The following is an 11,879-nucleotide window of genomic DNA, read 5'->3' on the forward strand; positions in this document are numbered from 1 at the left end:
ATTTAACGGGCAACTCTGTAAAGCACTCCCCAAAAAAAACGCTACTTTTACGCCTTAATTTTAAATACACTCATGGCATCAGGTTTTTTTGCGATTTTAGACGATATAGGCGCACTAATGGATGACGTGGCTTCGGCCAGTAAAATAGCAACCCAGAAAACAGCAGGCATACTGGGCGATGACCTTGCCGTAAATGCCGAAAAGGCAACCGGTTTCCTTGCCTCGCGCGAGCTGCCCGTGCTGTGGTCTATAACAAAAGGCTCGCTGCTTAACAAGGTTATTATTATCCCTATAGCGCTGGCGCTTAACGCTTACCTGCCACAGGCCATAACCGTTATACTTATATTGGGTGGTTTTTACCTGGCGTTTGAGGGTATGGAAAAAATAATAGAGTTCTTTTTTCACCGTGAGAAAAAAGGCCATGAGGTTATAGAAGAAAAAAAGGAAGAGGGCGCTGATGCGGAGAAAACCAAAATCAGGTCGGCCATTATAACTGATTTTATCCTTTCGGTAGAAATTGTAATCATTGCAATGAGCTCTGTATTGCATGAAGATATGGCTACACAAATACTTACGGTATCGGTAGTGGCACTACTGGCAACCGTGGGTGTTTATGGCATAGTAGCCCTTATTGTGCGCATGGACGATGCCGGTTATAACCTTATAAAACGAGCCAACAACAAAGGCTTTTGGGCTGGGCTGGGTAACGTGCTGGTAAAAGCGCTTCCCATTGTTATTAAGTTTCTGGCAGTAGTAGGCACACTGGCACTATTGCTTGTTTCCGGCGGAATATTTGACCACAACCTGGAGTTTGTGCACCACCTGGTGCCGGGCTGGCCGGAAATGCTTAAGCAGTTTTGCCTGGGCATAGTAGCCGGATTGGCTGCTGTGGCAGTATTTACAGTGGGTAAAAAAGTAGTGGGCGCTGTTAAAGGCAGCTAAAATATAACATTATGCAAAAGTATTTTATAGTATTGTTTTCGGTTTTGGTGCTTGTGGGTTGCAAAACAAACTACATCAACAAAACCGCACCCGAAACCTTTACCGCGCGTTTTGAAACCACGCAGGGTAATTTTGACGTTGCCATTAAAAGGGAGTATTCGCCCAAAGCGGCCGACCGTTTTTATGCGCTGGTAAAAGGCGGTTATTATAAAAACGTACCGTTCTACAGGGTGGTGCCCAATTTTGTAGTGCAGTTTGGCCAGATTGATACCATGCAAAACGAAGCGTGGAGCAAAGTTATCGTGCCCGATGAGCCGGTTAAATACGGCAACAAAAAAGGAGCCATAAGCTTTGCGCGAAGCGGTGTAAACACCCGTGCGTGCGACCTGTTTATTAACCTTAAAGACAACAACCGCCTTGATACGGTAGACTACAACGGCGTAAAAGGCTTCCCGGCCTTTGGCGATGTGGTAAGCGGTATGGATGTGGTAGAAAAGCTATACTCAGGCTATGGCGATACCACTATGGAAAAGGAAGAGCTTTTAGCCGACAGGGAATTGTTTGATAAGGAATTCCCCAAGGTAGACGTGATTAAAAAGGCTTATATAATCGCTAAGGAGTAGTGCTGTAAGCTGTGCCAACTAAGGGTAGATTGAAATAAATTAAAACGTATTGCAGTCTACCTCAAAAGTTATTTCAGAATCCGTATCGCCTATACTGTACGGAATTGCCGGTGCAAAATGAAAAATAGGATTACTGGTAGTACGATTTTCAATATACCACGATTTTATTTCAACATCACAATTTGGCCTTGCGCGCAATTCAAATTCCTCATATTCTTCACCCGGGTATGTAAAATTGGTGGCGAAATCAACCCCTCCGTTATATTCTATACCTGTAATCAGTGGCGGCGTATGGTTGTTTAACGTTGTAAGGTTAATCTTAACTTTAACCGGCACCCATGCATTTAGGTTTATGCTGTTTTGTTCGCCTTCTATTATTTCAAAAATAGAATAGTCGTTTGTAAAAGCGCCGTTTTGGTCAACAATCTCTACACTGTAAGCATTATCCTGCACTTCATTAAAACGCAGCTTATATGATTCGTCACTACGCAAATTATACTCAAAGTCAAGTGTGTAATTACCGTTTGCATCAGTGTAAGCCTTCCCAATTACTTTTTCGCAGGTGTGAGTGGCAAACACCCCGCCGTCAGAGCACCGCCATTGTTTTATAAGCTGTACCTCAAAGTGTTCTATATCAATATCCCTGTGGTAGTCTTTTACATTTCCGTTTATAGAGGTGGCTATACCGGGGCGCTCACTCCTGAAATCGTCATCGCGTGCACAGGATGATATAAATAGTACTAAAAGCAAGAAGGCTATTTGTTTCATTTTAAGAAGGTTGGTTTACAAATATCTCAAATTAACTGTTAAGGAGTTATTTTTTAACAACTAATTTTTTCTCCAAATAGACCATTGGTAAACTATCTGGTTTTTTTTCGAGATTTAACCTGCAATCTGCCTATGGAGTATCTCAAACCTTAGAGCGTAATAATGCGCACCATAAACACTGAAATTTTTGTTTAATTATAGTCAGGATTTGCTCATAAAGAGAAGTGTTATGCAGATATGGGTATTGTTGTATTAGTTTAATAAAATAACAAAAACCTGTAGTGATTGCCTACAGGTTTTCTGGTAGAAATACTTAAAATAATTTAATAGAAGAATTTTACTGTAAAAAGTTGTGTGCTTTTGCAGTAGGCGGTCTGTATTGTGTGCTTTGTGCTAAAAGATATTTAATGAGAACATCCCTTAAAACTTCGCGGCAAAATCTTTAGCAAAATCCTCAAGCTTTACCTTTCCTGTAACTGGTGAACCCTGCGCCCTGAAATCAGCGGGTATTACCCCACTCCTAAAAGCGGTGCCCATTTCGGTATACAGGCCGGCAATTTCTTCGGGTACACCCGCACCCGTCATGCCGCCCAGGTATTGCTCATCGGTAAACTCTACCCACGGCAGTTCCGGCTTGCCAATGGCCGCACCAAATACCTGTGCTACTTCGTTAGGGGTACGCACATCGCTAATAATGTAGCGCACATTCTTGCCACTGCCTTGTTGTACCAGTTCTTCTGCGGCAGCGGCAGCAATATCTGCCGGGCTAACCAGCGGTATAAGCGCATCACCCGGGTAGTTGGCACCTGTTATGCCCGCGTTTTTAATAAGCGGTATGTCATTATAAAAATTGTTGTAGAAAAAGCCCGCACGCAAAAACGTTACGTTTACACCCTCAAGCGTGCTGTATTCTTGCTCAATGGGGTAAAGCCCGGCAATTGGGCCTGTGCCTTGTGCCACATCGGCGCCTATGCTGCTTAGCATTACCACACGTTTTACACCGGTTTGTTTAATAGCTTCTGCATAAGCGTGGCCGGCTGCTGCCGTATTTTTAATAATACTGGTGCCACCCATGTTAGGCGGGGTCATGGCAAAAACGGCATCGGCGCCGGTAAAGGCATCTTTTAAAAAGCCTGCATCGCTAACCGAACCTATGGCGGCTGTTGCGCCCAGTGCTTCAATGGCTGCCCTGCGGCCTTCGCTGCTGCTTATAACTGTTACCTGGTTGCCTGATTGTACAAGTGTGTTTACTAAATGGTGTCCTATATTTCCTAAAGAACCTGAAACTGTGATTTTCATCTTTAAAATGTTTTATTATTTGATGAAACAAAGCTACATTTGTACTTACTTTTATACAAGTACTTACCCTAAAGTATGTATATATGACAGCCATTAAAGAAAGCTCAACCATACAGGAAAACAAGCAAATAGCACTTGAACTCTGTCCCGTTACCTATGTAATGGAAAAAATAGGCGGGTACTGGAAACCCATAATTATTTACCACCTTTCGCAGGGAGAAAAACGCTATAGCGAGCTAAAACGCGCCATACCTGCCATAACCGAGAAGATGCTCATACAGCACCTTAAACAGCTGGAAAACGATGCACTTGTGGTGCGTACCGCGCTGCCTGTAGTGCCGCCTTATGTAACCTATAGCCTGAGCACCGCGGGCAAGGGGCTGCTGCCGGTTATAGATGCTATGGCAACATGGGCCATATCTGAAAGGGGAGGCGCTTATGATGCCTGTCCGGTTAAATAACCTCGGTAGGCGTTACGCCAAAATGCTTGCGGAATGCGAAAGAAAAGTGCGAGAAATCTTCAAAGCCCAGGTCGTTATATACCTCTCCCGGCCTTGCACCTGTGTTTTTTATAAGGAAATGGGCTTCTTCAAGGCGTTTGGCGGTAAGCCATTTGCCGGGTGTGGTGCCAAATACTTTTAAAAAATCACGCTTAAACGATGAAAGGCTGCGGCCTGTCATAAACGCAAAGCGGTCCAGGCTAACATTAAAGCGGAAGTTGCGGTGCATAAACGCTTCAAGGTCTATTTTTTGCGGCATAGCAAAATTAAAAAATACGTTAGCCAGCCAGGGCTCTGCCTTTAGCAGTATAAGCATTAGTTCTTCGCGCTTAATGTCTTCAAAACCGGCCTCAATTTCTAAATCACCTGTATAGTACGGCTCCAGCGACTGTATATAGTTGCTAATGCGCGGCGTATCGGGCAGGGTGATAAACGCACCGGTATTTTCTGAAGCTATGGATTCAACAGGGTGCCGTTCCAGAAAATACTCCAAAAAAGGTTTGTCAAACGCTATAATCACCTTTCGGAAAACATTGTTAACACTGTGCTTGGTGTAGCGCACAAAATGGTTTTTGCGTGCAATGGTTATCTCACCCGGGTGCACCGTGTAAGTATCCTTCCCGTCATAAGCGGTTATGCTGCCCTCTATCAGGTACATAAAAAAGTGTTCTGATATAAAATGCTCCGGCGATATTTCAGGCCCCAAATGGCATGATAGGATTTTGCTTTGCATAGCCTTGTTTTGAGATATAAAGATAAGGTTTTGAAACGGTTGAAAAACCCCGGAGGGGTGGCATATTTATAGAAAATTACAGCTAATGTTTTTTGCCGGAGCTCCAGGGGGAGCGGCATATAAACGATGATTATACGCCGTCCCTATGGAACTCAAATGCCGCCTGAGATGCATTTGCTATAAATATGCCGCTCCTCCGGAACTGTTACTGAGCTAACCCCTCAAACTATCCACACTCGCCAGCACGGCTTCTTCTTTACTGCGCGGTTGCCAGCCCAAAACGGTTACTGCTTTTTGGTTAGATAGTATGGGGTATTTGCTGTCATCCGGCTTGTCAAAAGTCTGCACCTTATCGGCATACTGCGGGCGCTCTTTTTGTATTAGCTTTGCCACATCATAAAAGGCAATGGCACCCTCGGCTGTAGCCAGAAAGCGTTGCCCGGCGGCCCCGGGGTGTGTCATGGCGGTAATATGGATATCGGCCACGTCGCGCACGTCTACCGCGCCAAAGGCAAAATCAAAAGTCTGCGCTACTTTGCCTTCAAGAATATCCTTAATTACCCAGTCTACCGATGCCGATGTTATGCCGCCTACCGCCGGGCCAAACACACCAACCGGGTTAATAACACTCAGCTCGAGCCCGTTGCCTTCGGTTGCAATAAAATCCCACGCGGCCATTTCGGCAATGGTTTTAGATTTTATGTAAGCGCCAATGGGGGCTGTAGGGTGGGTCCAGTCTGCCTCGGTAAACACATGGCCGGGTGTGTTGTTGCTGTAGCCAATGGCTGCAAATGATGAGGTAAGCACCACGCGCTTAACCCCTGCATCGCGTGAAGCTTTTAATACACGTAGCGACCCTTCGCGGGCCGGTACAATCAGTTCGTTTTCGTCTTCTGGTTCGCTAACAATAAACGGCGATGCCACGTGCAGTACATAATCTGCCCCCTTAACAGCCTCTGCCCAGCCGGTATCTTTTGTAAGGTCAGCTTCAAAAAACGCCAGGTTATCTAAAGCGGTTATCCCTGCCGATTTAAGTGCTTCGGTCAGTTCGCCGGCGCGGTTAAGGTTGCGCACGGTGGTGTGTACTTTATAGCCTTGCTTTAGTAAGTTAAGTATTATGTGCACGGCAATAAAGCCTGTGCCGCCGGTTACCAGTACGGTTTTATCAGTTTCCATTATTTGTAGTTTTAATTAACACTACAAAGTTCGGTATTGGGTTATTTGCAGGTTGTGTTTAAAAGTCCAACCTTTTTGTGTTTAAAAGTTCAGTAACACAAGGGCATAAAAAAAACCTGCAGGTCTTGCAGGTTTACCATCTTGGCCTTTGGGGTACTTCTATGGGTGTAACGGTGTCTATCTTTTTGCGAATTTCGGCAAGGTCGCGCACAATGCCCGGTATTTCTTTCCAGTTGTTTACACGCTGGTGGTGGGTAAGGTTAACGTTATGGAATGCCGTAAACATAAGCGGCTTGCCTTTGCAATAGTCCAGGTTTTTGCAGTGGTCGTCTATCAGGTAGTCTACATCTATTATGCTCTTGTCTCCACAAAAAATAATGTTCTTCCAGCTAATAAACGGAAAGTGCTCTGCCAGCCACTGGTGCTTTTCATACAGCGACAGCGGAAACTCCATTGCAGCCGATACTATATAAATGTTGAAATCTTTAGACAGTTCTTTTACGGCTTCTACAGCGCCTTCCATTACCGGCAGCGTGCGGAAAAATCCGGGTTCATACAGGTACTTCCTGAAGTTTGCAAACTCAGGTGCATCGTCGTGCTCCTGCTTGCCTTCAATGTCTTTTTTAGTCAGCGCTATGCCGGTTTCCTTTTCATACCAGCTTAACCACTGGGCTTCGGTATCGGCAAGAACACCGTCCATGTCTATGCCAATTGTTTTTCTTTTTGAGGTCATTGTCTTTGAGTTTTGCATTATAACGCAGCAAATGTAATACATATTTGCAATATGTTGCAAATAATTGCAAAGTTTTGCAATTTAAATTTGTGTATCTTTGCAGTAAATAAAATGTAAATGGTTAAGGAAGAACGGCTGGAGCTTATTTTATCCCAGCTTGCAAAAGACAGCAAGGTACAGTTTGCCGAATTGAGCCACCTGCTCAACGTTAGCGAAGACACTGTGCGCCGTGATATAAAAGAATTGAATGAACAGGGGTTGCTGCGTGCCGTGAGGGGCGGGGCTATTTCTAACTCATCTGTACCACACCACTACCGCGATAGGGAAAAGTATGATGTGGGCCAAAAGAACCTGATTGCCGAAAAAGCCATACCCTTTATTAAAAATGGGCAAACCATTTTTATGGATGGGGGTACATCAGTACTCGCTGTGGCGCAAATGATGCCCAAGGATTTAAAGGTTACTGTGGTTACAAACAGTTTCCCGGTGGCCGATGTGCTGGAAGACCACCCCAATGCCGATGTTATTTTTGCAGGAGGCAGGCTTTATAAAACGGCTTTTACCACCATAGGGCACGAAACCATACAAACCATTCGCAACGTTAGGGCAAACCTTTACTTTATGGGGGTTAGCAGCCTGCACACGCAGGGGCTTACCGGCAAAAGTTATGAAGATGTACAGGTAAAGAAAACCATGGCCGAAATGTCTACCCAAATTGTAGCACTTTCTACCCTGGCTAAAATTAACACCTCGCAGGCATTTTATATATGCCCGGTTACCAATATACATGCTATAATTACTGAGGCCGACCCCAACAGCGAAGAGCTTGACGCTTACCGCAGCATGGGCATACAGCTTATATAAAAAAGCGCCTCTGTACAGAGGCGCTTTTTTAATTCTTTTCAATAGACAAGAATAACTCTTTAGATTCTTTTAGTTTGGTTTCCTGGTCATCAAGCTCATCAGTTGTTTTTTTAATCAGCAGAGGGTTGTCACTGTTTTGCAGCTTTTCAATCAGCTTGCTCGACAGGTGTGCTGCGTGGTTGTGTTTTAGCTGCCTCAAAAACTGGCCCACGGTTACACCGGCAGGAGTAGGGTTATGCTCGGCATTATGGCCCAGCATATAGTTGCTAATCTCTTTTTGCAATTCAATTGATTCAAGCCTTAGTGCTTTAAACCGTTCTAATAAAGCTTGTTTTTTTTGCCTTACGCGGCTCTTATTAATATACTTAATAAGTAAATAAATCGCAATACAGGCCAGCAGCCCGTAAAGGACCGTTAGATCAGGATTGTTGGGCATAATAAGGGTGGTGTTTTGTTTGTAGCAAATTAGTTAAAATTTAAATACGTCAAATATTAACATTTGTTTAATCGACGAAAAACACATTTGGCATGACAAACTGCGTGTTTTTAAAGGTAAACAGCCTTTTTTGCTATATTAAAATCTTTGGAAACCCTTTATTTTACAGGTGTTTTGTGCATACTGTTTAGTGTGTTCCGCATAAAAACTTCAGTATCTTTAAACTCATCAGAATTATGCTCCACGGCATCATCTAAAGCTAATGTTACAATAGTGCTGCCCGAAACCTTACTGGTTTTAATAGAATTGCTTATCTGCTCCTGGTATTCTTTAGGTTCGTCATTCCAAAATATTGTGTAAGTGCCATCCGGCGCACGCATCCATTTTAAACTGTGGTTTGGTTGTGTGTAGAAGTCTTGTCCTGCTGCGGGTTTGCCAAATGAGTTGTACGACCAAAAGTAAGTAAGGGTCATCAGGTCTTTAGCTTCTGTGCTTAACGTGTCATTTAAATGTTTTTTGGCCAGTTCAACATAATATGCCTTTTCGGTAGTTTCTATGCGAAATGTTTTGCCGTCAACCCTTACTTTTCCGTTTTCTAATATCTCAGCTCCTTTAGGAAAGGGTATTGATATCTTTTCGGTGGGTGTTTCAATCCTGTAATCAACATAATCGCCGGTATAGGCGGGGCCCTGCTGGGCATGTGTTGCTAATGCAAAAAACAAGGCTGCGGTGTAGAGGAGGGTTTTCATAATGTAATTAGTTGGTAACCAAATATAATGAAAAGTTTTTTAAACACAGCTGTGCTTTTATGCTTTATAGTGACGCATTTATAAATTTTGTATCTTCGGCCATATTTTATTTCCGCTTATGCTTAAAAAATTTATCGACCGCGAATCGGGCAGGATAGAAGAACGCACAGTAATGAATGCCATTACTATAGACTGCGTGGTTTTTGGTTTTGATAAAGGCATACTCGAAGTACTGCTTGTGCAGCACGCCGAGGGTATCCGTAAAGGCGAATGGGGCCTTCCGGGTGGGTGGATTAAAGAATCTGAAAGTATAGATGAGGCTGCCCGCAGGCTACTGGCCGATATTACCGGGCTTGACAATATTTACCTGGAGCAGTTAAAGGCGTTTGGCGAGCCCGACCGTTTTCCGCTGGGGCGTGTAATAACCATAGGCTATTATGCCCTTATTAAGCGTGAAGATTATGATGTTAAGGCAGGTTTTACCGCCAGCGATGCCCAATGGTATAAAATTGCCGATGTGCCACAGCTTATATACGACCACAACAAAATTTTAGATACCAGCCTTGCACGCCTGCGCAGGCGAGTGCGCCAGGCACCGGTAGGGTTTAACCTGCTGCCTGAAAAGTTTACCCTTTTTGAACTGATGCAGCTGTATGAAGAAATTTTGGGTATGGAAATGGATAAGTCTAACTTTCGCCGCAAGATATTGCGCATGGGCCTGCTAAAGCCGCTTGATGAAAAGCAGGTTAAAGTATCGCACCGTGCTGCCCAGCTGTATGAATTTGACCCTAAAATCTACGAGCAGCTTACGGAAAAGGGTTTTAACTTTGAGTTTTAGCTTTTGAGTGGCAACTCCCAACTCGCAACCCACAACTATAACGACCCCCGTTCAATCAGCCTGCTGGGGTTTTCTACCTGTGCACGGCTTTGCTGTAAAATCATTTCGGCCAGGGTTTTTCCCATAGCCTCAAAATCAGTAGATATGGTGGTTATACCGTTTTCCACCACTTTTTTAAGGGGGGTGTCATTGTAAGATACTATGCCCACATCTCGGCCTATTTTTAACTTTTGCAGCCGTGCCTGTTCAATTACGTGCACCAGGTCGCGGTCGTTTGGTATTACATAGGCTTCGCCTGTGGCAAGCGCATGGTTGTCAAAATCAGGTATAATTTCGTATTTCAGGTGGTTATCGGTGCAAAACCGTATAAACCCCTCCTGCATGCCGGGGGGTTGCTTAAACGCCGGGAAAATCAGTATCAGTTTACTGTATTTGGCCAGCTTCTTCTTGCCCGACTGTAATGCATTATACATATCGCCCACAAAATTCTGGTGTATGGTAGGGTAGTCCTTTAGCTCGTCATTAGTCTGGTCAAGAATGTACACATCGTTTTTAGGCAGGGTCTTAATAATATCGGCAGCACCTTTTAACGATGTAGGGTTTATTACATACTTAGAGTAGTCGCCGTTGTTTTCGTTTACCAGTTTCCTGAACACCTCGGGGCTAAAGTAATGGAAGAAAATATCAATCTGGGCGTTGTTGCCCATGGCTTCCTTAAACGAGTTATACAGGTCTTCCTTAAACGAGTTAAGTTCATCAAACAACAGGAAAATACGTTGCTCAAATGTAAATTCAGTACTTTTAATATAGTAACCCTTTCCCAGGCGGGCATAGATAATGCCCCGTTTCTTCAGTTCTTCATAAGCCAGCAAAACCGTATCGCGCGACAGCGAAAACTCCAGCGCCACTTTGTTTACAGATGGCAGCTTATCGCCCCGGTTCAGGCGCTTTTCGGCAATGGCTGTTTCAACAGAAAGTACTATCTGCTTATACTTGGGCAGGCTGCGGTGCTGGTCTATGGTTATTACTTTCATGAAAACGTTTTTGTAAACTGGTGGCTAATATACAAAAACTGGTGGGTACTGGTATGGTTGTTTGATACTTATTTTTACATTTGGTGCTGATTTATTAGAAAAGCCATGCAAAAAAACGATAATCTTTATTTTACGGCCAATTGTGTTACGAAATTATTTGGCACGCTGCCCGGTGGCCGCGCAGTAAACAGCTATACCCTTACTAACGGTAACGGCATGGAGGTTTCGTTTATAAACTATGGTGCAACCATTACGTCTATAAAAGTACCGTCGGTTAACGGACCGGTAGATGTTGCGCTTGGCTTTGATACACTTGAAGATTACATACACTCGTTCGGGTTGCCTTCGGGCCCTTATTTTGGGTCGGTTATAGGCCGCTATGCAGGCAGGATTGATGGTGCCGAGTTTATGCTTAACGGTGTTGAGTACAAGCTTGCGGCTAACAATAACGGCAATACGCTCCACGGTGGTAAAATGGGCTTTGGCCGTGCATATTGGAAAATGAACCAGCTTCAGGGTGGCGAAAACCCAAGTATAACCTTTGCTTACACAAGCCCTGACGGCGAGGAGAATTTTCCCGGTGAGCTTACCGTTGAGGTAACTTATAGGGTAACTGAAGACAACAGGCTTGAAATAAGCTACAAGGCTTATACCACGGCAGATACCGTACTTAACCTTACCCAGCATACCTACTTTAATTTAGCAGGCCACACGCAATCGATTGCCGGTCAGCAGCTGTATGTAAATGCAGAAAGCGTGCTTGAACTAAGGCAGGATGGTGTGCCTACAGGCGAATTTACAAGCCTTAACGATAGCGAAATAGATTACAGGCAGCCAAAAGCGGCACCGCTTAGCATAGACAATTCGTTTGTGGTAAACAATGACGGCGCCCCTGCGGCAAAACTATACAGCCCGGAAACGGGTATAGAAATGACGGTGTTTACAGATCAGCCATCGGTGCATATATATGTGGGTGGCAACTGTTTTGGCCAGCTGAAGGGTAAAGACGGTGCGGCTTACCATACCACCAGCGGTATGGCGTTTGAAGCACAGAATTATCCTGATGCGCCTAATAAAAGAAACTTCCCCTCGTCTGTACTGAAAAGGGGAGAGGTATACCGCCACAACACAGCGTATGTGTTTGAAAATAAGGAGGCAGAATAACACCTTCAATTAATTGAAAA

General features: G+C 44.2%; 14 protein-coding genes. 6 read left to right on the forward strand and 8 right to left on the reverse strand.

What is annotated here, in order from left to right; all coding sequences use genetic code 11:
• Positions 1 to 72: 72 nt before the first annotated feature.
• Together AM279_RS16200 and AM279_RS16205 are read left to right on the forward strand one after the other, a co-directional pair.
• A complete protein-coding gene (locus AM279_RS16200; protein ID WP_054409066.1) occupies positions 73 to 942 on the forward strand; it encodes a DUF808 domain-containing protein in 870 nt (289 codons plus the stop codon).
• Between the two features lie 11 nt (positions 943 to 953).
• A complete protein-coding gene (locus tag AM279_RS16205; protein WP_054409067.1) occupies positions 954 to 1,565 on the forward strand; it encodes a peptidylprolyl isomerase in 612 nt (203 codons plus the stop codon).
• Between the two features lie 39 nt (positions 1,566 to 1,604).
• On the opposite strand, the gene AM279_RS16210 is transcribed toward AM279_RS16205, so the two are convergent.
• The gene (locus tag AM279_RS16210) at positions 1,605 to 2,333 is read right to left on the reverse strand and encodes a hypothetical protein (protein ID WP_054409068.1); all 729 of its coding nucleotides are present in this window, start codon (positions 2,331 to 2,333) and stop codon (positions 1,605 to 1,607) included.
• Between the two features lie 420 nt (positions 2,334 to 2,753).
• Complete coding sequence (locus AM279_RS16215) at positions 2,754 to 3,632, reverse strand: NmrA family NAD(P)-binding protein (RefSeq protein WP_054409069.1); 879 nt, start codon at positions 3,630 to 3,632, stop codon at positions 2,754 to 2,756.
• An 83-nt stretch (positions 3,633 to 3,715) separates the two neighbouring features.
• On the opposite strand from AM279_RS16215, the gene AM279_RS16220 reads away from it, so the two are divergent.
• Positions 3,716 to 4,093 (forward strand): winged helix-turn-helix transcriptional regulator, encoded by a 378-nt coding sequence (locus AM279_RS16220; protein ID WP_054409070.1) that lies wholly within the window; start codon positions 3,716 to 3,718, stop codon positions 4,091 to 4,093.
• Here AM279_RS16220 and AM279_RS16225 read toward each other — a convergent pair.
• The 3 genes from AM279_RS16225 to AM279_RS16235 all read right to left on the reverse strand — a co-directional run bounded on the left by AM279_RS16225 (position 4,086) and on the right by AM279_RS16235 (position 6,774).
• Entirely contained in the window at positions 4,086 to 4,865 is a 780-nt protein-coding gene (locus AM279_RS16225; protein WP_054409071.1) for a helix-turn-helix domain-containing protein, read from the reverse strand. The two genes, AM279_RS16220 and AM279_RS16225, sit on opposite strands and share 8 nt — an antisense overlap.
• 213 nt (positions 4,866 to 5,078) lie before the next feature.
• Entirely contained in the window at positions 5,079 to 6,041 is a 963-nt protein-coding gene (locus tag AM279_RS16230) for an SDR family oxidoreductase (protein WP_054409072.1), read from the reverse strand.
• A gap of 133 nt (positions 6,042 to 6,174) precedes the next feature.
• Entirely contained in the window at positions 6,175 to 6,774 is a 600-nt protein-coding gene (locus AM279_RS16235; RefSeq protein WP_054409073.1) for a 5' nucleotidase, NT5C type, read from the reverse strand.
• Positions 6,775 to 6,891: 117 nt separating this feature from the next.
• Between AM279_RS16235 and AM279_RS16240 the strand changes: the two genes are divergently transcribed.
• Positions 6,892 to 7,638 carry a DeoR/GlpR family DNA-binding transcription regulator gene (locus tag AM279_RS16240; protein ID WP_054409074.1) on the forward strand — a complete coding sequence of 249 codons (747 nt, stop codon included), beginning with the start codon at positions 6,892 to 6,894 and terminating at the stop codon, positions 7,636 to 7,638.
• A gap of 28 nt (positions 7,639 to 7,666) precedes the next feature.
• On the opposite strand, the gene AM279_RS20905 is transcribed toward AM279_RS16240, so the two are convergent.
• Positions 7,667 to 8,074 carry a hypothetical protein gene (locus AM279_RS20905; protein WP_054409075.1) on the reverse strand — a complete coding sequence of 136 codons (408 nt, stop codon included), beginning with the start codon at positions 8,072 to 8,074 and terminating at the stop codon, positions 7,667 to 7,669.
• A 158-nt stretch (positions 8,075 to 8,232) separates the two neighbouring features.
• Positions 8,233 to 8,823, reverse strand: a complete 591-nt coding sequence (locus AM279_RS16250; protein ID WP_054409076.1) for a hypothetical protein — start codon at positions 8,821 to 8,823, stop codon at positions 8,233 to 8,235.
• A gap of 118 nt (positions 8,824 to 8,941) precedes the next feature.
• Between AM279_RS16250 and AM279_RS16255 the strand changes: the two genes are divergently transcribed.
• The gene (locus AM279_RS16255; protein WP_054409077.1) at positions 8,942 to 9,661 is read left to right on the forward strand and encodes an NUDIX hydrolase; all 720 of its coding nucleotides are present in this window, start codon (positions 8,942 to 8,944) and stop codon (positions 9,659 to 9,661) included.
• A gap of 35 nt (positions 9,662 to 9,696) precedes the next feature.
• On the opposite strand, the gene AM279_RS16260 is transcribed toward AM279_RS16255, so the two are convergent.
• On the reverse strand, positions 9,697 to 10,695 hold the full coding sequence (locus tag AM279_RS16260; RefSeq protein ID WP_054409078.1) for a substrate-binding domain-containing protein: 999 nt from the start codon (positions 10,693 to 10,695) through the stop codon (positions 9,697 to 9,699).
• 105 nt (positions 10,696 to 10,800) lie between these two features.
• Between AM279_RS16260 and AM279_RS16265 the strand changes: the two genes are divergently transcribed.
• The gene (locus tag AM279_RS16265) at positions 10,801 to 11,859 is read left to right on the forward strand and encodes an aldose epimerase family protein (RefSeq protein WP_054409079.1); all 1,059 of its coding nucleotides are present in this window, start codon (positions 10,801 to 10,803) and stop codon (positions 11,857 to 11,859) included.
• The last annotated feature ends 20 nt before the right edge of the window (positions 11,860 to 11,879 follow it).

It is taken from the genome of Flavobacterium akiainvivens (genome assembly GCF_001278115.1).
Lineage (GTDB): Bacteria > Bacteroidota > Bacteroidia > Flavobacteriales > Flavobacteriaceae > Flavobacterium > Flavobacterium akiainvivens.